Annotated in this window: 15 protein-coding genes; 6 read left to right on the top strand and 9 right to left on the bottom strand. The window is 55.4% G+C overall.

Features of this window, described 5'->3' with window-relative positions; all coding sequences use genetic code 11:
* Nucleotides 1-731: 731 nt before the first annotated feature.
* On the bottom strand, nt 732-2,945 hold the full coding sequence (locus tag CA54_RS05960; protein ID WP_146369911.1) for an ABC transporter ATP-binding protein: 2,214 nt from the start codon (nt 2,943-2,945) through the stop codon (nt 732-734).
* A 303-nt stretch (nt 2,946-3,248) separates the two neighbouring features.
* Here CA54_RS05960 and CA54_RS05955 point away from each other — a divergent pair, with 303 nt between their 5' ends.
* Nucleotides 3,249-3,941 carry a hypothetical protein gene (locus CA54_RS05955; RefSeq protein ID WP_146369910.1) on the top strand — a complete coding sequence of 231 codons (693 nt, stop codon included), beginning with the start codon at nt 3,249-3,251 and terminating at the stop codon, nt 3,939-3,941.
* A gap of 137 nt (nt 3,942-4,078) precedes the next feature.
* On the opposite strand, the gene CA54_RS05950 is transcribed toward CA54_RS05955, so the two are convergent.
* The 5 genes from CA54_RS05950 to CA54_RS05930 form a co-directional block, all read right to left on the bottom strand.
* Entirely contained in the window at nt 4,079-5,986 is a 1,908-nt protein-coding gene (locus tag CA54_RS05950; RefSeq protein ID WP_146369909.1) for a hypothetical protein, read from the bottom strand.
* 335 nt (nt 5,987-6,321) lie between these two features.
* Entirely contained in the window at nt 6,322-8,316 is a 1,995-nt protein-coding gene (locus CA54_RS05945; protein ID WP_146369908.1) for a redoxin domain-containing protein, read from the bottom strand.
* 506 nt (nt 8,317-8,822) lie between these two features.
* A complete protein-coding gene (locus CA54_RS05940; protein ID WP_146369907.1) occupies nt 8,823-9,656 on the bottom strand; it encodes a Spy/CpxP family protein refolding chaperone in 834 nt (277 codons plus the stop codon).
* 344 nt (nt 9,657-10,000) lie between these two features.
* Nucleotides 10,001-10,762 carry an SDR family NAD(P)-dependent oxidoreductase gene (locus tag CA54_RS05935; RefSeq protein WP_146369906.1) on the bottom strand — a complete coding sequence of 254 codons (762 nt, stop codon included), beginning with the start codon at nt 10,760-10,762 and terminating at the stop codon, nt 10,001-10,003.
* Nucleotides 10,763-11,175: 413 nt separating this feature from the next.
* Complete coding sequence (locus CA54_RS05930; protein ID WP_197532228.1) at nt 11,176-11,919, bottom strand: ImmA/IrrE family metallo-endopeptidase; 744 nt, start codon at nt 11,917-11,919, stop codon at nt 11,176-11,178.
* Between the two features lie 410 nt (nt 11,920-12,329).
* Between CA54_RS05930 and CA54_RS05925 the strand changes: the two genes are divergently transcribed.
* The 5 genes from CA54_RS05925 to CA54_RS05905 all read left to right on the top strand — a co-directional run bounded on the left by CA54_RS05925 (nt 12,330) and on the right by CA54_RS05905 (nt 22,710).
* Nucleotides 12,330-13,496: an HlyD family secretion protein gene (locus tag CA54_RS05925; RefSeq protein WP_146369904.1), complete on the top strand. Its 1,167-nt coding sequence runs from the start codon at nt 12,330-12,332 to the stop codon at nt 13,494-13,496.
* A 247-nt stretch (nt 13,497-13,743) separates the two neighbouring features.
* Nucleotides 13,744-14,844: a tRNA 2-thiouridine(34) synthase MnmA gene (mnmA, locus tag CA54_RS05920; protein WP_146372289.1), complete on the top strand. Its 1,101-nt coding sequence runs from the start codon at nt 13,744-13,746 to the stop codon at nt 14,842-14,844.
* Between the two features lie 428 nt (nt 14,845-15,272).
* Nucleotides 15,273-17,174, top strand: coding sequence for a flagellar basal body P-ring protein FlgI (locus CA54_RS05915; RefSeq protein ID WP_197532227.1), 1,902 nt, complete (start codon nt 15,273-15,275; stop codon nt 17,172-17,174).
* Between the two features lie 224 nt (nt 17,175-17,398).
* The gene (smc, locus tag CA54_RS05910) at nt 17,399-21,280 is read left to right on the top strand and encodes a chromosome segregation protein SMC (RefSeq protein ID WP_146369902.1); all 3,882 of its coding nucleotides are present in this window, start codon (nt 17,399-17,401) and stop codon (nt 21,278-21,280) included.
* An 857-nt stretch (nt 21,281-22,137) separates the two neighbouring features.
* On the top strand, nt 22,138-22,710 hold the full coding sequence (locus CA54_RS05905) for a helix-turn-helix domain-containing protein (protein ID WP_145374236.1): 573 nt from the start codon (nt 22,138-22,140) through the stop codon (nt 22,708-22,710).
* A 354-nt stretch (nt 22,711-23,064) separates the two neighbouring features.
* Here the strand turns inward: CA54_RS05905 and CA54_RS05900 are convergent, their stop codons facing one another.
* The 3 genes from CA54_RS05900 to CA54_RS05890 all read right to left on the bottom strand — a co-directional run bounded on the left by CA54_RS05900 (nt 23,065) and on the right by CA54_RS05890 (nt 26,599).
* Entirely contained in the window at nt 23,065-23,928 is an 864-nt protein-coding gene (locus CA54_RS05900; RefSeq protein ID WP_231962979.1) for a polysaccharide deacetylase family protein, read from the bottom strand.
* The gene (locus tag CA54_RS05895; protein ID WP_146369901.1) at nt 23,929-25,320 is read right to left on the bottom strand and encodes a sigma 54-interacting transcriptional regulator; all 1,392 of its coding nucleotides are present in this window, start codon (nt 25,318-25,320) and stop codon (nt 23,929-23,931) included. It lies immediately after the preceding gene.
* A 187-nt stretch (nt 25,321-25,507) separates the two neighbouring features.
* Nucleotides 25,508-26,599: a sugar kinase gene (locus tag CA54_RS05890; RefSeq protein ID WP_146369900.1), complete on the bottom strand. Its 1,092-nt coding sequence runs from the start codon at nt 26,597-26,599 to the stop codon at nt 25,508-25,510.
* Nucleotides 26,600-26,650 lie beyond the last annotated feature (51 nt).

The raw sequence follows: 26,650 nt of genomic DNA, 5'->3' as shown, positions 1-26,650 counted from the left end.
CAGAGTTTTATTCTGTTTGTTCATCCAGAGAGTCAGCAATGTCCCTGAGGGGCTTGTGGAGCGCAATTCATCTCTCCTTACACACCTCGGATGTAGAAATTTTGCGCCTCCTCGATGAGGAGCCGCTTGATTTCCTTCGCCTCCCCAGACGTGCGGCCACGTCGAGTGGGGCGGTTTTTGAAAGGGTCGCATCGTCGCTTGGATAGCGTCCATGTCTCTGTCGCGAAAACCGTATCACCCTTCTTTTTGATGTTGGGGGAAATCCAAAATACCCAGACTGTCGGACTACCATTCCGATCATCAAATCCTGGGCATTTCCCGTCCAGACTCAGACCCGGCATCACATTCGGCGTGACGAATCTCAATAGTTGGTGCTCCAATCACCGGCCGGACATCCCAACTCTGCCGCATTCCATTATTCGCAATTTGCAACTCACAAGTCAACCGGCAGCATCAACAACTTTCCCTGACCGTGCCCAATTCTTGAGGAATTGTCAACCGAACGGATCGTTTTTCTGACCTTTTTCAACAGATCATGCGAGCCGAGGAGAATTGGCACCGTTGTGGAGGTTCTCTCCGGCAACATCGGCTACCGACATCTCAATAAGCCAATCTGGAGTTCTTTGCCCTAGCGTTCCCCGCGCCGCCGCGCAAATCCGGCTTGTCATTCAGTTATTGCTAAAGTTCTTCAGGACACTTTGGACTCATCATGTCCAACTGCAGCCGGCCGTTCAGTGGGCCTTTTTCCGCAAGGGACCTTTCAGAGGATGATCGCCCACGTGTGCCGAATCCTGCGATAGTGGCGGCGTGCGCGTCGTCCGGCGGGGGCCTGTACCTACCGGTCCACGCCCGTCCTCCTCGTCAGCTGCACCGTTATCCAGCGAAATCACGTTTTCTTCGCTGTAGCCGCCGACCACCTGCAATGCGGTCCGCTGTTGGGACTGCACATGGTGCAACTTGCGATACAGATCGCACTCCTGGAGGAGTTCCTCGTGCGTCCCCATCGCCGTCAATTGCCCGTGATCCATGACAGCAATCCGCGACACCAGATTCAACATGCTTTGCCCCAGAGAATGGGTGATGATGAACGTCGTCCGCCCCGTGGTGAATTCCTCCAGAGTCTCGTGGATTAACAATTCACTGTGGGAATCGATGGCGCTGGTTGCCTCGTCTAAGATCAGAATCGACGGATTTCGCAAAATTGCCCGAGCCAGGGCGATCCGCTGCCGTTGCCCGCCAGAGAGCCGGCAACCTTTTTCCCCCACTCGGGTCTGCATTCCGGCGGGAAGCTTGGCCAGAAACTCCATCACGTGCGCTTGCCGCGCCGCTTGCTCCACCTCCGCATCGGTCGCCCCGGGGCAGCCGTAGCGGATATTGCTCTCGATCGTCTCGTCAAACAGCAACGTTTCCTGGGTGACGACGCCAATCTGAGCACGCAGATCCGCCAACCGAACATCGCGAATATCAATGCCGTCGACCATCACACTGCCGTGGTCCGGGTCAAAAAATCGGGGCAACAAATTGATCAAGGTCGACTTGCCTGAACCATTCGAGCCAACCACCGCGATCGTTTCACCAGCCATGACCGACATGTTGATCTCCCTCAGAGCCAACGGCGGCGTATGCTCCGCTTTGGAGTGATAGGCAAAATTCAAATCATTGAACTCGATTGAAACGCTATGCCGAGGCAATTGTTTCGGTTGCCGTGTCTCCACGACGGCCGACCGCCGGTCCATGAATGTGAAAATTCGATCCGCTGCGGCCGAGGCGCGTTTCAATTTCGCGTAAATGCTCGACAATTTTCGTGCCGGGTCGCTAATGCCCACCAGGAAGGAGTATAGCAACGCCAATTCCGGGAGCGTCATGGGTCCGTTGGCCAGTCGAATTCCCCAAATCGATTCATTGCCACTGAGAACCAAATAAACAGCCGGAAATAAGCCGAGCGAAACCGCCACCAAGCCCAAAAACTCTGTGGTGGGACTGGTCAACGCATCGATTTTGACCAACTTCATGGACTTTTCAAAAAATGTCTTGTTTTCGTGGTGAAATCGCCGCCGCTGTGCACGCTGCCCATTGAATGCCATGACAACTTTCAGCGAGTCAAACGTCTCGCCGATGACTTTGTACATCCGCGCCATACTCTCAATCGAGCGATGACTGGCCTTTTTCAGGGTGCGGCCAAAACGATAAAACACGATGCCCGCCAGGGGCGCGATAATGAACGAAAGCACCGTCAACCGCCAATTGATCCACAACGCCCCACTCAAGCAGACGACGGCTTTGATCGGCTCGCGAATTACCTTGCCCCCCAACAGGTACAAGCCGTTGGTTAGCACGTCCATGTCATACGTGAATCGCGATGTCAGTTCCGAGGTCCCTTCGGCCGAGAGAGACTGATAATCCAGCGCCAGCGTATTGCGAAACAGCCGTTTGCGAATGCTCATAATGCTCAATTGCACAACGCCACCGACGAGATATTCCTGAATGAAAACGCAGATCCCTTTGAGGACTGTCGCTACCAATAAAACCCCCATGATCGCAGCGAACGCGCTAAAGCGGTCCTCAGACAAATGCTTATAAACGTGTGCCAGCAGCCAGCGTTGCCAAGCGAGTTGGGTTTCCGTTTCCGATAGCTCATCCGTATTGACTTTGATTTCGGACTCAATTCGCGATTGGGCCCGACTACTCCCTGCTAGTTCCATTTCCTCATGGAGTTCGGCAATATCCTGCCGATGCTTTTCTTTGTCCGCTTCTAGTTTCGCGATCTCCTCCAGTGCATGCTGGTCCATATTCTGGTCCCCCAGCAATACCTCAAACACTGGGTACGAAATAGATAGATTGGTTCCCCACAACAAACCCACCGCTAAGGCAAAGAAGACCGACACCATCAGGCGGCGTCGGTAGGGCCAGATGAATGGAAACGTGCGGGCTATGCTGGTTAACACCGGTGAGTCGTCCTTGACTATGGCAAACCGAAGTCGAGGCGCGGCTTCGCTGCCGCGCGCATTTGAGATGGGGTTTTACTATGTCCGCTCAAAGAGGGCAAGACGAGGTTTCCCCACGACCCGCGACAAGGCCACCCAGTCCCTCTTACATGAGCGCTTGACTCTGTCGGCCACCTATCGACCCAATCGCCGCTAACCCGGTCTGGACCCCTCCTCGACACTTCGCATACTATCCCGCCGCCTTGTCTCGGCAACGATTTGGCTGTCAGTCGCCCTATCTCAAAACTGAGCAACTTTAAAAACGTGGAAACCAGCCTACACCGGCAACTCAAATCGCTCTATTGCACCGACGAGTCACAACAAGAAGTGACGCTCGCCGGATATCGCATCGACGGCATCGTGGATGAGATGCTGATCGAAATCCAATGCGCGTCGCTCGGCGCCATTCGCGACAAAATCCGTGCCCTGACGAAAAAACACGACGTGATCGTCGTCAAACCGCTTGCCGCTCGCAAACAACTCGTCAAATACGATCGCAAGCGGGGTAAAATCATCTCCCGCCGCGCCAGCCCCAAGCGCGAAACGTTCCATGACTTGTTTCTAGAACTGGTGCACTTCGTCAATGTCTTTCCGCACCCGCGATTGACGCTGGAAGTGCTGCTCACCGAACAACAAGAGCATCGCCTGCCCCCGCTCAAGTCGCGGCGGACCCGCAAGAAATATCGTGTCCAAGACCGTTCGCTCGAACGTGTTGTCAGCAAACTCGTGCTGCGGACCAACAACGATCTGCTCACCATGCTCCCCCCCGACCTGCCGACGGAGTTCACCACCGCCGACATCGCCCGCGGCAGCGAAATCCCTCGCTGGCTGGCACAAAAGATGGCCTACTGCCTCCGCAAAACCGGCGCCGTCTCCACCATCGGCAAACAAGGCAACGCCATGGTTTATCAATGCGAACAAACCAAACGCGAAAAAACCAAGCGCAAAGCCGCATAAGGTCGGGTGCGTCACGACGCACCTTTTTCACGCAGGACGACAGATCGCCCCTTCGCAAGGTGGTGATATTTGACAGCTGTGGTGCGAAAACCCTCACCCCGGCCCTCTCCCAGAGGGAGCTTGTTTGTTCGTGCCTGTCACGGTTGCAAGTACGCAGGGCGGTTGGCGAAACGTTTTAGTCCAATCTCCAGTCGTCCCACGCCGCTGGGGACCAAGTGGACCTGAAACGTCGGAGCATCGACTTGGTAGAACTGGTGTGGGTAGTGCACGATTTGGCGGACGGTCGTGATCTGGTGTTCGCCGTACGCACCGCCTTGGATGATCACATTCCGTGCTTCGGTCGGATGCAGGTTGACCAGTTTGAGTGAGATCCCCGCGTCGGTCACACGATCCACCAAAACCGCCACATCGGGGGGGACTCCCGCGCGGTGCCGGTCCGCATCGAAATACCGCACGCTGCAATTCACCAACCCGCCGTGATAAATGTGGTTCGGGCCGCCGAGCATCGTTTGCACCAAGCCCTCTAAAACCACTGGGTTCAATTTCTGCCAGTGATGCACATCCTGTTCGTGCGGCGTGGTGTGGTCGTTGCGAATCTCCTTCAACCGCCGCTGCGTTTCCAGCCAAGTGCTCTTGAGGATTTGCACCGGATAGTCGGGGTTCTCACCACGGAGAAATCCCAGCCAAGGCACAATGTGTTCGGCATCGCCTTTGGCTTTGTGGTAGTTGAGCGTTTTGAAATCTTCCGGTTCTGTGAATTTCAGCAAACGTTGCCAATCATCCTCGTCACGCGACAGAAACCACAATTGCGCCGGGTACTTGGGGTTGATCGGGCGATAGTCATACCAGCCATCATCCCCATGCCGATGCGGGACGACGATCTTGCCCTCTTCCTTCTTGGCTTGTTGTTCCACTAGTCTGAACACGTCGCGGGGCAACTCCAGAGAATCGGCATTGCCGGTCACCAGATAGGCGTTGCCGCCGCCGATGATTGTCGCTTCCATTTGATTGAACAGTCCGTGCGGCCACCGCCAACCGTAATAGCCGCCCCACCATTTGCCCTCCATGTTCTCGCCAATTTTCCCCGACAGCCCTACGTTGTCCGGTAGGATGCCGTTGTTCTGTTTCGTGCGCTTTTGCCAAGCAGCAACATAATCGGCGATCCAAGTTTTGTATTTCTCATCGCCTGTGAGCATGTACGCATTGGCGATCAGGCTCGTCGATGTCAGGTTCAGCGGCACATCCCCTTGCATCATCCGTTTGTTGAGTGCCTCAAGAATATTGGGAAACTTCGCATCATCATCCCAGTCGGCGCTGCTGGAGATATTCGGAATGTCGTCAAAGGGCAGGGGATACTCGGACAAAATTGGCCGATGCGTGACCCAATCCTCCGCCGTATTCACATGCCGTGGCCCCCGACTGCCGGTCAACGGCGAACGAATCAGATGTTTAGCCGCGTCGTAGTTCTTTGCCTCAGCGTCTTCGCCAAGATACAGTCCGGCAAACCGTGCCGCCCGTTCGCGAAATTTCGCGTTGGTCGGATCGGACATGCTCAAGAAGTAAAAGTAGGTATAACTTTCCCCGTGATGCATCCAATCGTAGTAGGCGTCGAATTCGTTGTGGACTTGCCCGTACTTGGTGAACTGTCGGGTCACCGCATCCCACAATTTGTCCGAGACGTCACGGATTTCCGTAGGGCCGCCCAGCGCATAATAAAGCGGGAAATTGTAGAAACTTTCATACCCATCATCCGAACCATCCATGCCGGGCCATTCGTCGCGCCAAATCAACGTGCCGTCGGGCCGCGTGTATTTGTGGACGAACTCCATCGCCGCCGGCGCGAGTTTGTCAATCAACTGCCGCTGCCAGAATGCCCATTCAGGCGGCGCATCGGTCGTCCAGATCTCGACCTGTTTTAATGGCTGTTGAGTCGCAAGGGTTTCCTCCGCAACAGCACTCCTAGCCTGTCCTACGCAGGTCAGTGCGGCAATGAAAGCAACGACAGCAAACAGCCTGTTGCGGCAGGTCTTAGAAATACAGATCACGGTCGGCCTTCCTGCTACGGCGAGGTCTGGTGAAGATCAAAGGTGCGATTCTTCATCATACCCGCATTCACAGGCAACAGCACTCAAAAACGGGGCCGTCATCAGAAAGGAGCTGATCACTGAATGGCCCTGTTAACCGCCTCCCAATGACGCGTCGCAACAATCTCCCCCTCTCCCTCTGGGAGACGGGCCGGGGGTGAGGGCCGGCGCAACGTGAGCCGGATATCGCGCACTCACTGCGACCACGAAAGCAAAAACCACGGATCCAGACAACAACCGCTGAATAGCGTTTGGGGCCTGCGTCAGTCTCCCGGCTTCTCGCTGACCCTCTTCCCTCATTCATCATCCTTGTCGCGGCGACCACGCTTGAACGCTTCGCGCAGTTCCTCGATGGTGATCAGATTGTCATCATCGGTGTCAATTTTCTTGAACCGGCCCCGCAATAACAGCGGCACTTCACTGACTTCGATTTTTTCGTCCTGATTGGCATCCAATCTAGCCATGATCGATTCCGGTGTCGGCCCGCGATTGCGCCGCGGGGGAGGGAAGGGCATCTCTTTTCCCGATTCCACCGGAAAGGCGACGTCGAAATAACCGATGAACATTTCATTCCAAGTTTGATCACCCCAGGCGACCGACTGGGTGGGGTCTGGATTGTTGAGGTTCTGCTTCGAGTTATCAAAAGCTCCCACGCAATGGATCGTCGTGCCGGCCGGTAGTTCTTTATGGTTCACCAGTCGATACGAAGTTTGCCAGTTGAAATCGTAATGCGGCACGTCCAACAACGTTTCTGTTTTTCCATCTGGATATCGCACCTCATAACGGAATGATTTTCCCCGGAGGTGCATATGCGGCATCATGTTGAGCAGTTGGCTGGCGAAGGATGACTTCGACGTATCCGCTTCGACCTTGTGATTCGAGGCACCGGGCGGAATCAAAAACTCGTTGGTGACCGCACTGTGCGTGCGGACTTCGTGCGTGACCGCTTCCGGATCCGCAAAGATCATCCCCAAGGAACTCAGATCGATTTGTTCTGTGCCGATCGGCGTGTAGTGCATTTGAAACACGATCTCCGAACCGGCGGGAATCTTTTTAGCCATCCCCTCGGGAAACGGCTCCGCCCGCAGGCCCGGTACATAGGCTGCTAAAAATCCAAGCGCCCCACCCCCCATACCGACGCGCCGTTGGCCTGGTTCGCGCGTCATGATCAAAATGTGATGCACGACCGCGCGATTGCCCGGCGCTGCTTGAAAGGCGGTCACCCATTTGTCTTCTTTAAAACCGGGGTCGACGGAAAAGTATTTGTATTCTACCGTCCCCGTGGCCGGCACACGATACGGTTCTTCTCGCATGTTGACCACCAAATCAGGCTCGCGAGGCAACTCCCATCCGGACACGAATTCCCGGGCGGGGGGAAGTTGAGTCTTGTCCCCTTCCGGAGCTCCGTTTTTCACCCAAGTAAAGATCTGTTCTTTTTCTTCTTTGGTCAGCGCGCGGTCGTTCTTGAATTCGCCATGTTTGGGGTTTGCATGCCAAGGGGGCATCCGTTGTTCATCCACGACCTCGGCAATCATCTCTGACCAACCCACGACCTCGTCATAATCGGTCAAGGCAAACGGAGCGATGTCCCCCTCGCGATGGCATTCGACACAACGATTTTGCAAAATGCGCGCGATCTGATTCGAATAGGTCACTTCGCTGTTTTCATTCGGCTGCTTGACGCGACCAATGTGACAGCCAACGGCGGCCGTCACCGGCGTGGAGACTGGCTTGCCGGAGAGTAACTCTTGCAGCGCCAATTCCAGATCGTTTCGTTGCGGTTGATCGCGCTGATAGCCCACGCCGTATTGATCGTCCACGCGTCCCCAATATCGCACTGTCCGATCTTTGTCGAGCACGAACACCTCCGGCGTACGGACGGCACTCATCTGATCGGCGACTTTGTTCCCGGCATCTTTGAGCATCGGAAAATCAATTTTGTGCAGCCGCGCATAAGCGGCCATCTCGGTGATCGAATCTTGCGAGTTGGCATTCACGGCAATAAATGCCACGCCTTGATCGGCGAATTTTTTGTTCAAAGCCACTAACCGCGGAGCGTACAGCTTGGCCAAAGGGCATTCGGTACCGAGAAAAGCGACCACCACCACTTTATCTTTGCCAATCTCCGAGAGCGATTGCTCCTTCCCTCGAAAATCGGAAAGCGTGAAATCGGGGATGACCTGCCCGATCGGCGACTTGGCTGGTTGGGTCTCAGCGGAGAATGCAGAACTCGTCAGCGTCAATACAACCGCAATCGTGGCAAACCGCAAACAATTCGAAGCGAGTCTCATGTGCAATTCTCTCAATAAGGCCATGGAATTCATGAGCAATTAATTCTGGACAATCGGCGACAACGGTTAGTATGCGAATCAATGCATGCATTAGCGATAGGGAAAAACCGGATGCCGTCTGCAGAATTTCGGCAAAACGCTGCTGTAGAACAATCTACCTGTCTACCAGACTAACCGGTCGGACGGTTTTGGGGAAGCACGGTTTTTTCAAAGGTGTGCCTGGGTAAGCAGTTTCGCTCGTCTCAGTCAATCGCCGATCAATACACTCTTGTTCGTGAGACCAGCACAAATCTTGAATAGGTGTTCTGACTTTCCTGATCAAGAACACTGGCTGCCGCGAATGGCCAATCTGGCGACTTCCTACAAGGTATCCGCCAAACGACGACGACACCGGCAGGGCTATCGACCCGACCGGTGTCTGGATGCGTCATTTTTGGGTTTCCGAAATTCGCTTGTCATTTGACCATCAGATTCGACTGTCGGCACATTATGCAGACGACGGATGGCTATTCGTCGTTATTCTGTCGATCACGATTGCGGCGCGGGCGATCCCCACGTTGTCGGTCTCCGCGTTGTCGATCTCCCCGTCCCCGACCGCCTAACCGGCGTTGCGGCATGTCGAACTTCTTGCCCTGCATAGCGGCAAATTGGGCCTGTTGTTCTTTGGTGAGAATATCCAGCACGCTGCTTTCGGCCGATTTGCGCAGTTCTTCCATCTTTTTCATCGCAGCTTCACGATCTCCGCTTTTGCGTCCTCCACGACGTCCTCGCATCGCTTCCTGCTTTTTTTCGCGGTTGGCTTCTTCGGCCGCTTCGATCTTGCCTTGTTGTTCGTCAGTGATTTCCAACTTGGCTGCCACTTCGTTGTCGTTGAGCGCGCGAACACCCTCGACCTGGATTTTAATTTCGTTTAGCCGTTTCATTTGTTTTTCGTTTAACACGCCAGCCAACATTTTTTTCGCTTCGGCGGCACGCTTTTCAGCGGCTTCGCGGCGTTCAGCGAACATTTTGGTCCGTTCTTCTTCGGAAAGATCGCGGAAGTTACGTCGTTCACCACGTTCACCCCGCTCGCCCCGCAGTTTCTTGGCGATTTCATCGACCGATTCCTCTTGTCCTGTTTCCAGCTTGATTTCCGTACGGACTTCTTCAATCCGTAGCAGCGAAAGTAAATCTCCCCCGCGTCGGGGACCAGCGCCGCCTCGTCCCCCGCGACCTTCACGTGGTCCGCCACCGTCACGCCTCCGCCGTTGCGGGCCTTCGTCTTGGGCCTCGACCAAACTCGTAAAAATGAACGTCGAAAACACGACACCTGCCAGCAAGGGAAACCATCGTTTTTGCATTGTTTTGCTCCTGTATGAGATATGTCGCAGCCACATGACCGGTCGGGAAGAGCCGATTCCTTATAGGGGCCCGTGCGGGTTGAACATTCGCCAAGTCGGTACGATCACCAGAAGTTGCAACCCCGCATCCAATAGAAACACCGCACTAGCAAAAAAGATTCGCCAGCAATAACAAAAAACAACGTTTTCCTAAGCTTTCCCAACATTTTCTTCTCACGCCGACCGAAGACGTCCCCTCGCCCCCAAAGCGTAATGTGCAAGTTCGTTAGCCCAAGCAGCACCCCATACCATAAACTGCTGAAGAACAAACCCTGGCCACTGGCCACTAATCACCGGCCACTTTTTCAGTACGGCCACGGTCCTTGCGACCAAAGCCCCCCATCCACATAGACGGTCTGCCCGGTGATAAAGTCCGCGCCGTCGCCGGCGAGATAAACCACCGCTTTGGCGACGTCGTCGACTTGCCCCACGCGACGCATAGGCGTCAGTGGACTCCAGGTTGCCGAATAGTCACCACTCTCCAGTTTCGTCCGTTCGATTTCGATGGCACCGGGGGCGACGCAGTTCACCCGAATGCCGTGTGGCCCCAACTCGACCGCCGAGACGCGCGTGAGGTTCTCGATGCCCCCTTTCGAGGCGGAGTAGTCGACCAGATTCGGAAAGGGGGTTTTATTGGCCCCCGAGCCGATGTTGATGATGCCCCCACCCCCTGAGTCCTTCATGTGCCGCGCGGCTGCTTGGGTGCACAGAAACGTTCCTTTGAGATTCGTGCGAATCGTGCGGTCGAAGTCCTCTTCGGTCAGTTCCAACAGTGGCGCCCAGGTTTGTACGCCGGCATTATTGACTAGCAGGTCGAGCGTCCCGGCTGCTGCCTCAAGTTCGGCAAACATGCTCTCGACTTGATCGCGGTAACCAATGTCTCCCTGGAGCACCCAAGCCTGTCGACCCAGCTCACTGATGGCTGCCGCAGTCGCAGCGGCACCGTTGCGGTCCCCGTTGAAATTCACGGCCACATCCCAACCGTCGCGGGCTAATCCGACTGCAATCCCCCGGCCGACCCCTTTGCTGGCTCCGGTAACGAGAGCGATTTTACGATCCGTATTCATGTTCGTCGTTCGTGTAAAATTGTTGCTTGAGAAGTTAGTTCGACTGTCGGGCTGCATGCTATCGAAACGCAACCGCGCGGCAAGATTTTACAATGCCAACAGTCATGCCGTCCACCAGGTGCCGCCGAACCCAATCGGTTGAGAATTTAGGTGATTGGCAAAACCTTCTCGCTCGAGCGGCATCGATAATTCGATTTGTTCAGAAAAAAGAGGAACCACGAAAACGACGAATGTCACGAAAAAGAACCGACGTTGTTCACCCAACTTTTTTTCTTTGAGTTCAACGGAAATGCCACAAGACGACGTCGCAGCCTCTGTCTGTATTTTCGTGTATTTCGCGTCTTTCGTGGTTGATCTTTTTACTGAGGGTAAACACAAAATTTCCGACGTTGGCAGCACGAGCACAGCTGGGGTCAGTCCCAGTCATCTGTTCCCATATCGGCGAATTCGTCGAGAGTCGTCGTTCGCAAGATCTCTCGCCGCCAACCCGGTTCGTGCACTGGCCAGCATTGGACTTGGAGGCCCCTCTGGCAATGCGTGCGGGACTTTTGGACCTGGTGCACATCCTGCCAACAATTCTTTTCTAGCGATTCCAACTGAGGCGGACTAAATCCGGTATTCGCGCGGCGGCTGGTGATGTGACCTTGGTCAAATATCGTAATCACCGTCGGTCGCAGCAGGTCCAACAACCGCCAAGCGATCGCTTCATGGCTGCTGGTGCGATAGATCGTTTTTAATTCCAACACATCTCCATTTAGCCGCGTTGCATCCTCAAAAAACCATTGTCGGGGCAACATCAACCGGGCAGCGAGAAGGTTGGCCCATGTCTCTCGGTCTGCTGCGGCCACATCCTCGTCGGGCAGCATCAATTTTTCGCAAACACGATAGGCGGTCGATTCCCCCAATTCGTGAGCGACGGCCCACTGCAGGCGTTCCGGGCGGTCGTCCGGTCGGACAAAAATCGAGGAGCGTCCCGACAACCGTTTGTGGACCCCTCGCGGTTGTAAGGAGCGATCGATTGCCACCGTAATCCGCAACCGCCGCGCGATGAGTGCCGCATCCACCGGCGGAGCGATGATCTGCGCTTCGTCGAGCATTTCTTCTGCGACAGCTTCCAAGGCCGCATTCCATTCAGCGATCGTAGTCTCTGTTTGCATGGATTCAGCGCTTTCAGGGAGGAGGTTATGTGTATGCATGTACACTATCCAGCGCAGGGTCGGATATCCAGTCAAAATCAATAATTCGGGTCGTGATTCCGAGATGATTTTAAATCGACTGTGCCGATTATGGCGGTTATGCACGATGGACCGACTCCGGAGTTCAAAACCCTTATACGGCGCGCCACCTAGTTTCGTGTTGTGATTAGTAGATTTGTGCCGAATCTAATCAATCGATGCGTCATTCGGGCCGATCCGAATGATGCTGTGGAATCGATTGCGATGTCGGGAATGCCGCCCGCTCTTCGAATTCCGATATGTATGGGCCCAATGAGACGTAGCCGCAGAGACTTGAAACAGTAGGGTGCGCAAAGTTGACTGATAAGCAAAAAACACGGAGGCAACTCCAAATGCACAAACCCGTCATCGAAACCGAACAGGTTGTCCAAGAGGATGATCAACACCTGCACCCCCGCCGGCCGCTCTTGGTGTTCGCCTTGGTGCTAGCATCGATCGGAACCGGATCAGGGTTGGCGCTCTGGGTGCAGCGTCCCAGTGACGCCGAGTACGTGGGCTACCTACACGTGGTCTCAAAACCGGTGATCGCTGCACGCAATGCGCGCATTGCCGAAGTGCTCGTCAGCGAAGGACAATCGATCGAAACCGGCGACCCGATGTTTGTACTCTCCGATGCGCAGTTGGATGCGGACCGGCTCAAGGCAGAAAATGCCGTGGAACAACTCGATGCTGAGTTGTCCCAAGCTCAGGCGCGGGCTGTGGTCGAATTGCAATGGCGGCTCGATGATCTCGATCACGAGATTTTCGAATCACGTCTCAAATCGGCGCGGTACCTGCAGGACAAACTTTCGCGCGAAGTCGATCAGATCGCTCACAAACAATTGATGAAGAAGTTCCAAGAGAACAACCGTCAGCGGACCCCGGTCGGTCTCATCCGGCAGATTGGGCAGGACGAACCCTCCTTTGTCGACGAGCAAGCCCGCGTCGTGACGATGCTCAAGGTGCATGAATCGGAAAATGCAATCGAAGTCGCCTCCGCTCAAATCGATTTATGCGAAGCCCGCGTGGCGGAATTAAAACAACTTCAAACCGAACTTCCGGATAAAGTCCGTTTGTCGATGGGGATTCACGTCGCCGAAGCCCGCTTGGCCGAAGCACAGGACACACTGCGGCGGTTGGAAGCGACGCAAGCGGATCTCACCGTGCGAGCCACCTTGCCGGGCACAATCGGCGTCGTCGCTGGAGAAGCAGGCGACACTGTCTCCGCAACGGAGCCGCTGGTCGAAATCTTGGATCCCGAGCAGCGATACCTCATCGTGAACATCCCCTCGACCCAAGTCAACAAATTCGAGAAGGGAAGCGAACTCGATTTGGAATTCCCCAACGACGTCCACCGCGTCGGTCGTGTGGTGAAGACCTCGTCCCAGGCGCTGCCTGCCACAGGATCCAGATCGCGCAGCAACTGCGTCACCGAAGTCGCTGTGCATGTTGAACAGGCCGGCAAACTGTGGCCGACCGTGCCCTATCGCACGACCATCAAGGTCCGCCCGCAGGACTAATTGCCTTGTTCAGGCCAGTCTGCTCAAATCCGGCAAAACAGCTAGATCCTTAGGACTAGCTGTTTGTGGATCCCATTTCGAATTGCCTGCGCAAACGCATCCTCGCTTTTGAGATCGCTGTGTTCTCCGCCACTGCTCACGTGGAAAATCCTGTAAGTTTCGCGGTGGATTCGCCAAATTGGCTGCCACTGCGTAGAATACGCGAATTGGGGTTTTCCTGAGTTTCAGCGGAGCGAGTTCTACGGTGGTGGCAAAACGTGTTGTGTTGGCGATGAGTGGGGGCGTCGATAGTTCGGTCGCGGCGCACCTGTTGCGTAACGATGGCTACGAAGTGATCGGGCTGTTCATGCGGTCGGGCGTGCATGAAGAGACGACCTGTGCCGTGGGGAGCGATGCGCTGCCGATTGTGGCGAGCCACAAACAGGGCTGTTGTAGTGCCAGCGACGCCGCCGATGCGCGCCGCGTGGCCGATGCACTCGATATTCCCTTTCACGCGGTCAATTTTCGCGACGCTTTCGGGCGGATCAAGGATTATTTCGCCGACGAATATCTCTCCGGGCGGACACCCAACCCCTGCGTGATGTGCAATAACTGGCTGAAGTTTGGCAAGTTGTGGGATTATGCGCGGCAAGTCGGGGCTGAAAGCATCGCCACCGGACATTATGCACGCCTGGTTTCCGCAGAGGGTGAAGACCGGCCCGCGTTGGTGCGTGGGGTGGATGACAGCAAGGATCAATCCTACGTCCTGTTTGGGTTGGATCGCGACCTACTATCCCACGTGCAGTTTCCTGTGGGGGAATACAACAAAACCGAGATCCGCGATATCGCCCGCGAGGTGGGGTGCCGGTTGGCGGAGAAGCCCGATAGCCAGGAAATCTGTTTCGTTCCCGATCAAGATTACGCCGGATTCATTCGCCGCTACCGCGGGGAATTTGAGACAGCCGGTGAGATTGTCGACACGGCGGGCAACGTCGTGGGACAGCATGCGGGTTACGAACAATTCACGATTGGCCAACGCAAGGGATTGGGAATTGCCTTCGGCAGCCCGCGGTACGTGGTCTCCATCAATGCTGACTCAAAACAGGTGGTAATCGGCGAGCGCGAAGATTTGGCCTGCCGAGAAGTGGTTGCGGACCGGTTGAATTGGCTGATCGATGACCCGCCGGGCAAATTCCGTTGCCGGGCGAAGATCCGCTACCTGCATCAACCCGCCGAGGCCGAGGTGGAAATCACCGCGGCGGACCGCATGACCGTCCACTTCGACGAGCCGCAGTATGGCGTCGCGCCCGGGCAAGCCGTTGTCTGTTACGACGACGACCGTGTTTTGGGTGGCGGTTGGATTTCGTAGCGCGCGTTATTTCAAAACGCGATTGCGTTGTGATATTCGGTGCATCGGCAAAATTATGTGCCGCCCTTTCAGGGTTGGATTGTTGCCGGTCCCCCTCGACCCAGGGCGGCGGTATGTTCGCTTTGCTCATGCACCTTGCCCTGGGCTGGCTTGTTTTGCCCCTGTGGGGCGGTGGACTGGCCCCTCTAAAGCATTCCTGTTTGACTGGTCTTGACCCATTAAGCAACTGTGCTTATTCTCCCGCCACTTCTCACCTCTCTCTTTAGACATTTCACACTATTCCGATCACAGTTCGTCACGATTTCGGCTCTGGCCGTGGTCGTGTGCTGTGCGGGCGGATGCGGCATCGATTTTCGGATTCGCGAAAACGATGGCCAAAATGCCGTGTATCCGGAATCAGGCTTACTCAAAATCGACGGAGCGATTTCGTGACCCGATCTACAAAAATGTTGTTGTGGGGCCTGTTGTTCTCAATCACGCTGACAGGCTGCGCCGAGATCATCAACTTTCGGTCTCAGACGCCTGAGGACGAAGAAAATATCGACCTCAACAACAATGCCGTCGAGACCGATTACCTGGCTAAAATGATCACCATTGCTGGAACGCAGGCGATGGAAGTCAAAGGGGTCGCATTGGTCACCGGCTTGGACGGCACCGGCGGAGATCCGCCGCCATCGATTTATCGCTCCTGGTTGTTGGATGACATGCGTCGCCGCAAGGTGCGCAATCCCAATAAAATCCTACGTTCTCCCAATACAGCACTGGTGCTCGTGCGGGCCTATATTCCGCCGGTCGTGAAGAAGGGGGATATTTTCGACGTCGAAATCGCGTTGCCTCCCAACAGCGACTCCACAAGCTTGCGTGGTGGTTGGATGATGGAATGCTTTTTAACCGAACAAGCGATCGTTTCCGGCCGTGCTCCGATGAAGGGGCATACTTGGGCGACCGCCAAAGGCCCGGTCTTGGTCTCAGCCAGTTCGGTCGAGGATAGCGACGCTTCCACGTTGCTCAAACGAGGACGTGTCCTGGCCGGCGGTAAAGCCCGCAAGGAACGGACGCTTGGCGTTTATCTGCAAAGCAAGTACATCAGTTTTCGGAACGCACGACGTGTAGAAAACCGCATCAACCAACGGTTCTTCGGCTACAAAAACAGCCAACGCAAAGGCCTAGCTACAGCCAAGACCGACGAATACATTCAATTGGACGTGCAGGAAAGTTACAAGAACAACCATTCTCGGTACCTGCAAGTCATTCGCCAAATCGCTTTTCGAGAAAACGCCGTTCAACAGCGGGAACGGTTGGTCCGTCTGCAAGAAAAAATGATGAGTCCTTCTCTAGCGGGTATTTCGGCCTTGCGGTTCGAAGCGATCGGCAAGCCGTCCATTCCGTTTTTAAAACAGGTTTTACAGGACAGCACGAGCCTGGAAGTTCGATTCTATGCCGCGGAAGCATTGGCCTATTTGGGTGACAATAGCGGAGCGGAAACATTGGTCGAAGCGGCTCGCGAGGAACGCGCGTTTCGTGTTTATGCCTTGGCCGCCTTATCGATCATCGACGATACGGTTTCCTATTATGGTTTGCGGCAGTTGATTAACGAAGAGAGTGTCGAACTGCGTTACGGTGCGGTGCGAGCCTTGTGGACGCTCAACAAAGACGACCCCTTCATTCGTGGGGAACATCTGAACGATCAGTTTACGCTTCGCGTACTGCCTTCGTCGGGTGAGCCGATGGTGCACCTGACGCGTTCGCAACGCTCTGAAATCGTAGTATTCGGCGATGAACAACGCATGCAGACTCCGGTCGCTTTAACAGCTGGACCACACATCATGGTCAATGCGCGATCTGGCGACGACAAAATTATCGTTAGCAAGTACAAATTGGGCGAGCCTGACCAGCGTAGAGAAGTCAGTACCCGTGTCGCCGACGTCATTGCGGCTGTCGCCGATATGGACGCCAGTTATCCTGATGTGGCCCAAATGTTGTCACAAGCCAGTGTACAGTTCAATTTGCCGGGCCGGTTGGAAGTTGATGCCTTGCCCCAAGGGGGACGGGTTTACATGCGTCCCATCGCCGGGAGCGAGTCGGGTTCGTCCGGCGGTCGTCGCAAGGCACGGGTTGGCGGCGTGAACCGCACACCGAACCTGTATCCGGTCATTCGTGACTCAAGCGGCGAAATCATTGTTGAAGAAAAAGAATCTGACGACGTCGAGGAATCGGACGAAGCCGGTGAGGCCTCGGTGACGGATGTGCGTCCCGACGAGGAGGCTGAACCGGAAGTTCTTAAGAAGCCGGGATTCTTAAGCGGGATTTTGAATTTGGACGACGAGTGATCGTCGTCATCGTCGGACAAGCCTCTTGGTCAACGGGAGTGGCGAGGCTTTCGCGAAACTGTGGATGCATCATACGGTTGCAAAAACAGCGGATCGAGAACTTCGCCCATCCCCGTTTTTGTGCGGAAAACAAATTGTCAACGCGCGACCGAACCTCGACCAAGTCACGTTGCATTACGGATGCAGACGTTTTCAATCATGTTTCCAAGTGTTAAGGGCTGCAGATGTTGAAGTCGCTCGAGATGTTCGGCTTCAAAAGTTTTGCCGACCGGACCCGATTCGATTTCGCACCCGGTGTCACGTGCGTTGTCGGTCCCAACGGGAGCGGCAAGAGCAACGTCGTCGACTCGATTAAGTGGATTCTCGGCGACCAAAGCGCCAAAAGTCTGCGCGGCAAGGAGATGACAGACGTTATCTTCAATGGAGCCGCGGGCCGTAAACCCTCGGGATTCGCCGAAGCGACGCTCAGCTTCGACAACTCCACGCGGTTCTTGGGCATCGAGGCGGATGAAGTCCAAGTCGGCCGCCGGTTGTATCGCAGCGGCGAATCGGAATATCTGATCAACAAGTCGCCCTCGCGACTGAAAGATGTCCGCGACTTGTTGATGGGCACCGGCACCGGCGCCTATAGCATCATCGAACAAGGCCGCGTCGATCAGTTGCTGCAAGCCAGTAATGTCAACCGCCGCGCGGTCTTCGAAGAAGCAGCTGGAATCAGCCGTTTCAAGGCCCGCAAAGTCGATGCGCAACGCAAATTGGAACGGGTCGATCAAAACCTGTTGCGGTTGAAAGACATCGTGCAGGAGTTGGGCGGGCGACTCAATACGATGCGGCAACAGGCGAAAAAGGCCTCCCGGTATCGCAAGTACTCCTCGGAATTGCAGGAATTGCGTGTCGGATTCGCCGCTGACGAGTATCGTGAGTTGACGACGCAACTGGGCGCGATTTCTCAAAGCCATGACGGTTGGCAATCTGAAATCGATGAATTGAAAGCCAAATCTAGTGAAATTGAAAAACAACAGGCCGCGCTCGACATCCGACTGACAACGGTCGAAGATGCGCTGCAGGAGTCACAACAACGGACCGCCGCCAATCGAGAAGCCATCGCCGGTTTTCAGGCGACCTCCCGACATCAAAGCGGTCGTCGCGACGAACTCTCGGCCGAACTTCAGCGGTTGATGTCGCAACAATCCAATCTCACGCTTCGCGCCCGCGATATCGCCGGAGAGTTGCAGCAGACGCTCGCCAGTTTGGAGGACTACGAACAAAACTATGAAGCCCGCAATGCCGCTTTGATCGCCCGCGAACAGGAGTTGTCGCAGTTCGGACAAACCCTGACCGACCGGTTGCAGCAATTGGAAGCGGCACGGGAACAAACATTAGAGGCAAAACAACGCGTCGCCGTGCTGGGCGGCCGGATAGCCACCAACGATGCCCGGATCAAAACCATAGAAGCTGCGTTGGTCGAAGACGAAAAACGCATCGGCGCCCGCCAACAGGAATTGACCGCGGCCAACTCAAAACTCGAAGTGCATCACCGCGAATTGCAAAATTCGCAAAACCGGCAAACCGAATTGCGGACCCGACTGACCGAAGAGCGGACACGGCTTGAAGAATTATCGCAAGCACGCATGGACGCCGAACACGCTTTCAACACACATCGCGAACAGCGGACCGGTTGGAAAGCCCGCTTGCAGGTTCTGGAGGATTTGGAATCACGCAACGAAGGCATCGGTGTCGGTGTCCGCGAGATTCTAACGCGTGCGCGGGAAAGTCATCTCACCCCGTGGAATCAAATTCGCGGAAGCGTTGCGGATCTGTTGCAAGTCGATTTGGAACACGCGGCTTTGATCGAAGTCGCCTTAGGAAGCCGTTCGCAATTAATCGTGCTAGAAGATGCGGATCCCTTGTTGGAATACTTGCAAGGCACGGCATGCCAGATTTCCGGGCGCGTCGGATTCTTAGCGGTCACTGACAGTACTGGACAATCTGCCGAAAACGGTCCCTCAGCGACGGTCGATCTGTCGGACCGGCCTGGCGTGATTGCGCGTGCGGACCAGTTGGTCAAATCCGCCGCAACGGTTCCCACCTTGCCGGCGGCGTTGTTGCGAGATACGTGGATCGTCAATTCGCTCAAAGTAGCTTTGGAATTAGCGGCCGGCGCCGGTCACGGTTGCCGGTTCGTCACGCTGCAGGGCGAATTGTTGGAAGCTGATGGACGTGTCTATGCAGGTACGTTTCAGGGAGAAACGACCGTGGTCTCGCGGCGCAGCGAATTGCGACGTCTGAAAACTGATTTGCAACGGCTCGATAGTCGTATCGAGGAAGCTGAACAAGAATTCATACAAAAACAGGCCGAATTAGAGGCCTGCACCGTGGAATTGCGGACACTCGAAGCGGAGCAGGAAACGCACGCCGAGACCTTGGCGGAAACCAAATCCGCTATGCTCAGCCAACAGATGGAATGCGAGCGACTGGAGCGGAGCGTTTCCGATGCCCGCGAGTCGGTTGTGGAGAAAACCAACGAACTCGAAACATGCCGCGCTGAGCGCATGGCGGCCGCCGAAGCGCTGGCGAAAGTGGAGTCGCAACTCGCCGATGAACAACAGTTGATTCATAACGGCGAACGCAAGGTCGAACAAATGGAACAGGAGTTGACCGCCCGCCGCGAGCAACTCAGTTCAGACAAATTGGAAATGGCCAAGCAGGAAGAACGGTTGGAAAACCTGCAATCCGCACGTTCCCGCCTGGGGGAAGAGCAATTTCAACGCGATGCGCATCGTGAGGAAGCGGTACGGCGGTTGCAAATCGTTCGTGAGAAACGAGACAACCTGACGTTAGGACTGCTCAATTCGACCGCGGCTTTGTCGGAGCACGCGTTGATTCAAGAGGGCCTGTCCATCGATCTCGCGCAACGCGAACGTGAGCGGGAAGAGGTCCGCGCGATTCGCAGCCAACTTTCGGCGGAGGAGCTGAAATATCGGCATGCGCTGCGCGAGTTAGAAGAACGCGCGCATGAACAGGAAATGAATCGACGCGACTTACGACACCAAATCTCAAATGTCGAAGAGCGGCTCCAAGAAGAATTCGGCGTCAACGTCGTGGAAGTTGCCGAACAGGGCGTTTCCGCGATTCAGCTGTATGTGGACGAAGCCCGACACGAACAAACTCCCGAAACCGCTGCCTCGAGCGAAGAAGAGGCCGGCAACGACGTCGATTCGGTAGAAACCGAGACGGAAACGGCCTCAGCCGACGATCCGGAACAGCATCTTGATGAAGCAGAGAAGCATCTCGACGCCGACCAGGAGCAAAACGAGGAGGCCACGATCCGCGAACCCAGCGAATCGTGGGAGGCACAGCCGCCGGAAGTGATTGTCGAAATTCGCAAAGCGATTGAATCTCGAATCTCAACGCTGCGCCGCAAACTCAAATCAATCGGCAATGTCAGCGTCGACAGCCTGCAGGAACTCGAAGACTTAGAATCGCGTCACGGCAAGCTCAGCGAACAACTTCAGGATCTGACGGACGCCAAAAGTTCGTTGGAAGAGATCATCCGTCGGATCAATTCCGAAAGCCGGCGGTTGTTTAAGGAGACGTTTGAAGAAATCCGCGGACATTTCCAAGGCTTATTCCGCAAATTATTCGGCGGCGGCGATGGCGACATCATCTTGGAGGATGCCGAGGACATTCTAGAATGCGGCATCGATGTGGTTGCGCGACCGCCGGGTAAGGAGTTACGCAGCATCTCATTGTTGAGCGGTGGAGAAAAAACACTCACCGCTGTCGCGATGTTGATGGCCTTATTCCAAAGCCGTCCCAGCCCGTTTTGTATATTGGACGAAGTCGACGCGGCTTTGGACGATGCGAACATCGAACGTTACGTGGGTGTGATCGAAGAATTCCAAGACACGACCCAGTTCATTGTGATCACACATGCCAAACGGACCATGGTCGGGGCGGATGTGTTGTATGGGGTGACGATGGAGGAGTCGGGCGTCTCCAAACGGATGTCGGTTCGTTTCGACGATGTCAGCCCCGATGGCCATTTCAAGATTCGTCCGCATGGCGATATCGATGAATCCGAAACGAGCAGCGATGCCGCTTGAGGTGTGAACCTTGCTCGTCGTCGGCGTGTCTGGCGAGCAGCGGTACGTTGTGTACGACTATTCGGCCCCGTTAAGGCCGTTGAAATTGATTGGTCCCTCAAAATCCGCACAAAATCCCGGGCCTCTCTACCTTTATGCGAGTTATCCGATTTGGTAGGGGAAACCGCCCCTGTTTCGAGTCGGAAAACCGCCGCTATCCTCGTTGCCGACAACACGTTGCGGTTATTCGGGCAAGCCGTGTCAATCGACAGGTCCCCGTCGATGGTTCCAGTGGAAAGCGTTGGTACTTTCGGTGTGGTCTTCAAAGAACCTAAAGTCGCACCCCCTGTTGGATCGAAAGTAGTACTCAGACGGTTTGGTTTTTCAACTCCTCGACTCAGTGCCAGAACGCGATTGGCGGCATGCAGGTCGAAGAGTCTGAAAGGCAAGACGTCTGAAGGGGGGAAGTTTCAGTATGGCATACCAGTCCTACCGCAGCAGCCGTGCGCCTAGACCTTTAGGCATTCGGTCCCGCCTTCAATTTCCAACACACGACGTGTTTTACGAACACATTGCGTTCTACAGCACGTAGAGCGTGCGTAGTGTGTGGAAATCCCACCTGACGGCACTGCCCGTCACCTTCCGACTACGTAATTTGTTCCCAATTGATTCCTTACCTCATTGAAGCGCAAGATTGGCCTGGCGAGAAACCTCAAGGCCGGTCTTTGACCAAGAAGCATGCCCCGACCCAGCCGTGACGGTTCGCCACTAGGACCCGAGGGCTAGGAAAGCCGGTCGTCATGGCGGAGTGTGATTCTGGAGGGCCCGCAAGACCCTCTGCGTTTGCATACATTGAACAAGTGATTGGAGAGCCGGCAATGAAGACGATCTTCACTACTGGACAGGTAGCCAAGATCTGTAAAGTTGCGCCCCGCACCGTCAGCAAGTGGTTCGACTCAGGTCGCCTTCGAGGTTATCGCATTCCCGGATCGCAAGACCGGCGAATTCCCCGCGAGCACCTCATTCGGTTCCTGAAAGAACACGGTATGCCCTTGGGCGAGCTAGAAGACGAAGCCGTTGGCAAAGTCTTGCTCGTCGGGTCTGACACGGTGATTCGCAACAACCTGACCGAACACATGCCCCCTGATGTGTTTAAACTTGAATACGCCAACAGCGGCTTTGAAGCGGGCATTCAAGCCGAATCGTTGCACCCTGACTGTGTCGTTATCGACTTTGTCATGGGACGTAACGATGCGATCATGATCGCACAGAACCTTAAAAAGAATAACGAGTACGCCGAAACAGTTTTGATCGGTCTACTCAACGACGAAGATAATTCGGCCGGATTCGACCGAACGATCTTCAACGAGACCTTCCGTAAGCCTTTCGACGCTGCCCTGCTCGCGGAACGTATCCGCACGCTGGTCGGTCGTCGCAAGCAACTTGCTTAGGCTCGACGACCAGACTCCAAAGTTGCAAGGAAACTGGGAACAACCGGGAATGCGGAAGTCGGAACGCCGGCTCTCAACCAACGGTGCTTCCAATCGCGACCTCCCGGAGCCAAAACGACGATAATCGACAACGTGTCGCTATTCATATCCGAAAGCACGAAACTCCGGTTTCGTGCTTTCGGCGTTCTTTGCCAGTGAGTAGCCCAATGTGTGTAGGGTGCGTCGCACCGCACCTTACTATGTAGGACAAGGAATTCCCCCATCGAAATGTGGTGATGATCGACAACAGTTGTGCGGAAACCCTCACCCCAGCCCTCTCCCAGCGGGAGAGGGGGAGGAATTTCATCGTGCGCCTTACGGCATGGCGGCTTTGCGTTCTTTGATCACTGTGTCGTAACTTCTCGGTGTTTGCTCCGCGTCGACGTACTTGGCCAAGTCCCCCAGTGATATCACCTTGTATTTGTGCAGATGCAAATACTTCATGAATGCGCGGAAGTTTTCTTCCGGGGTGTGCACCCAGGGATGTTCGTTGTCCGGGACGCCGTGAAATTGTAACACAGCGATCTTGCCGTCCCGCGCCTGTTCCACAGCACGGATCAGATCCGGCAGCTGCCAATCGGGCCGCGCGTCACCGGCGGAGGGGATCAACAGTGGGTGGTCGCGTCCCGGTTCGTAGGCAAAGCCCCGTCCATGATCATAGGGATACTCCGGCGCGCCGCCGCGGCGTGCGAACTTGATCCCCGCCTTTTTCAACAGCGCAAAGCCGTCCGGATCAAACGCATTGCCGGGATATGCAAAGCTGACGGTGCGTGGGATGCCGTGTTCTTTACAGCGGGCGTTGATCGCTTCGAGTTGTTCATGCACCTGATCCAGACTCTTAGCAGTCACCCCTTTGTGATCGCGGGTATGATTGCCGATTTCAAATCCATCGCGATGCAATTGGGCGATCTCTTCCCACGTCATGTAGTCCCGTTTGTTTGTCTTAAACGTAAACCCTTCGGTGATGAAGAAGGTCGCGCCGAACCCGTAATCCTTGAGAATCGGCCGCGCGTTGGTGAAGTGCGATTTCACCGAATCATCGAATGTCAAAACCACCAGCTTATCGGGGATCGGTTCTAAGGCGGCAGCCTGATTCGCAAATGCGCAGACAATCGCCAGGCCTCCCATGACCGCCAACATCCAATGCTGCTGGTGTAATTTTCCGTCATTGCCATTCATCTATTGGTCCTCCCCCGAATCCGCATCATCAATCCCTAATACTTCCATGCGACGATACAGTTTCGCGCGATTGATTTGCAACAGGTCGGCTGCTTGGCTTTTGTTTTGCTTGCATTGCCGTAATGCCCGTTGGATCAATTCAGTTTCGTACTCGGACGTCAGTTGTTCCAGCGGAATGCTGGTGAACTGTTCCACCGGCGGAAGGTGTTGAGCATCAAAACCGGTGCGGAAACGAAACGGCAGGTCCGCCGGCAGGACCATCTCTCCGGTCGCTGCGGTATGCGTTTCGCCAACGACTTTGAAGAGTTCTTCCAAGTTACCCGGCCAATTGTATTCGGTAAAAAGTTTCACCGCATCGCGCGCGAAACCACCAACCTGTTTTTCGCCACGGCGATTCAAATCCTCAAGAAAGTGCTGCGCGAGGAGTAGCAAGTCCTCCGGCCGGTCCCGTAGCGGCGGTACCTCGATCGTGACGGTTGTTAGTAATGCCTGTAATTCAAACAGCAGATCTTCGCGTTCGACCGCCTCGGCCAGCGGAAAACAACTGGAACTGAACAACCGCAATGCGGGCGGTTCTTCCCCATCGTGCGCTTTGACAATGCGGCGCTGCACGTCGCGGGGCAAATGTTCGACATGGCCCAGAAAGAGAGACCCTGCGGAAATGCCCAGTCCGCGCGCCGCAGGGTCGGTTGCAGCTTCTAAAAAACGCGTAACGGTGCGGTCGATCTCTGAGGCGGCTAGTTTCCGGCAGTCCACAGCAACAAACGCGGTGTTTTTCGCGTCCCCGCCGTAGTGTACCACCCGGGCAATATGTTGCTTGCCGGTTCCGGGTTCCCCTTGTAGAAAAACCGCTGCTCGGCAATGCTGCGCCAAATCGATTTGATTTAGCATCCGCGTTGTCGCCGGGCCTTTGCAAACCAGCGTTTGCCGTCCGAAGCGTTGCCGTAGATTGCCCCGCAAAGCGGCTAACTCGGCATGCACCGTTTGAGCTGCCGTAGGGTCGGCTACGTGCGGTGGTTGGGGAATCGCCGACACGATGCCCAACACATGAATCACCTGTCCCTGCTCATCGCAAAATGGATAGAAATTCAACATCCGCGGCAACGACGCGCCGGTTGCTGTGCTGAGATAAGCCGGAGCGCTGCGTTGCTCACCGGCCAATACCTCGGGCGGGGGGCAAAGTCCGGCCGTTAGTTCCTCTACCGGAGTCTCGCCGCTGCTGCCGTAATGGCTAATCCGACCAACAATGTCCTCCGCCGTAAAGCCGGTCAATTCTTCGCAACCGCGGTTAAACACCAACAGCTTCCGCTGTGCGTTCATCACGAACAGCGGCGTCGAACCGCCACCAAGTAGCCGCGTCAAATTGCCGGTCGTAGTTTGGCGGCGTTTCATAAATGTCGTAGTTTCAATTCGTTCAAACGAGAATTTCAGCTGATCCTAACCACCTAGGGTGGCGCGGCTTTGGCCGCTTACCCTAGGCTACGATGAACTACCCCTTCGGGGTAGGGGCAACACTTGCTGCCCAACAAAAACCAACCGACGAGAACAACAATTTCACTGGCCACTCTTTAACCTGCCATCAACGCTGCACACGCCCAGAACCGCTGCCGGAAACCAGAGCGTCAATCTCCGCTCGGGTAGCATAATTGAAATCTCCCTTGATGCTGTGTTTCAAGCAACTGGCGGCGACGGCATAACGCAAGGCTGCTTCTGGATCGGCCGATTCGGGTGTGTTCAAAGCAAAGACCAATGCCCCCGCAAAGGAGTCGCCGCCACCGACCCGGTCGACAATGTTGCGGATTTCGTAAGGCTTGTAGTTTCCATTTTTATCCAGCGGCGCCGCAAAACTGCGGTCATGAGCGACGTCGAACAACAAAGCGCCCCAGTTATTATGACTGGCAGAGAGGCTTTCGCGGAGCGTGATGGCGACTTGTGAGACGTTGGGATACTGGGCCACGATTTTTCTTGCGACGGTCTCATAGGCGGCGACGCTGATTTGCCCCGCTTCCACGTCGGTGTCGTCGGCGCGAATGCCCAACATCATGTCGGCGTCTTCCTCGTTGGCGACGATGACATCGACATAAGGCATGAACTCCCGCATGGTCTGCTGTGCGAGATCCTTGGTGCCGGTTCCCGGTTTCCAGTTCCACAGTTTCTTGCGAAAGTTCAGATCACAAGAAACAGTCAGCCCCTGCTGTTTGGCCTGTTTTATGGCGGCCAAACCCGCCTCTGCGGCTGCGGCGCTGATCGCTGGGGTGATTCCGGTGATGTGAAACCAATTGGCCCCGGCGAAGGCGGTTTCCCAGTCGTATGCATCGGCGGCTGTGAGGGAAATCGAACTATAATCGCGGTCGTAGATCACCGTACCCGCGCGTTGATTGGCGCCGGTTTCGACGTAATAGACGCCAAAGCGGCCCTCGTCGCTTCGTTGGACCAGTTCGGTTCCGACATTGAATTTGCGGAGTTCCGCCTCAAAGGCGTCGGTGAGTGGATTGTCAGGCAGGCTGGTTAAAAACGACGCAGAGCCTCCTTGCCGGGCGATTGAGACAGCCACATTCACCTCGCCGCCTCCAAAGGTGATCTCCAGCCGCCCAGGCAGAGCTTGCGGAATCCGCATGAATTCTTCCGGCGCCATACGAAGCATGACTTCACCGAACGTCACGACGTGCATTGCAACTCCCATTTCCCAAAGCGGTTGTGCGGTCGACTCAGAAAGTCAATG

The organism is Symmachiella macrocystis (assembly GCF_007860075.1).
GTDB classification, from domain to species: Bacteria; Planctomycetota; Planctomycetia; order Planctomycetales; family Planctomycetaceae; genus Symmachiella; species Symmachiella macrocystis.
Note: the sequence above shows the minus strand (reverse complement) of the source record. Positions and strands in the feature narration are given on the sequence as shown.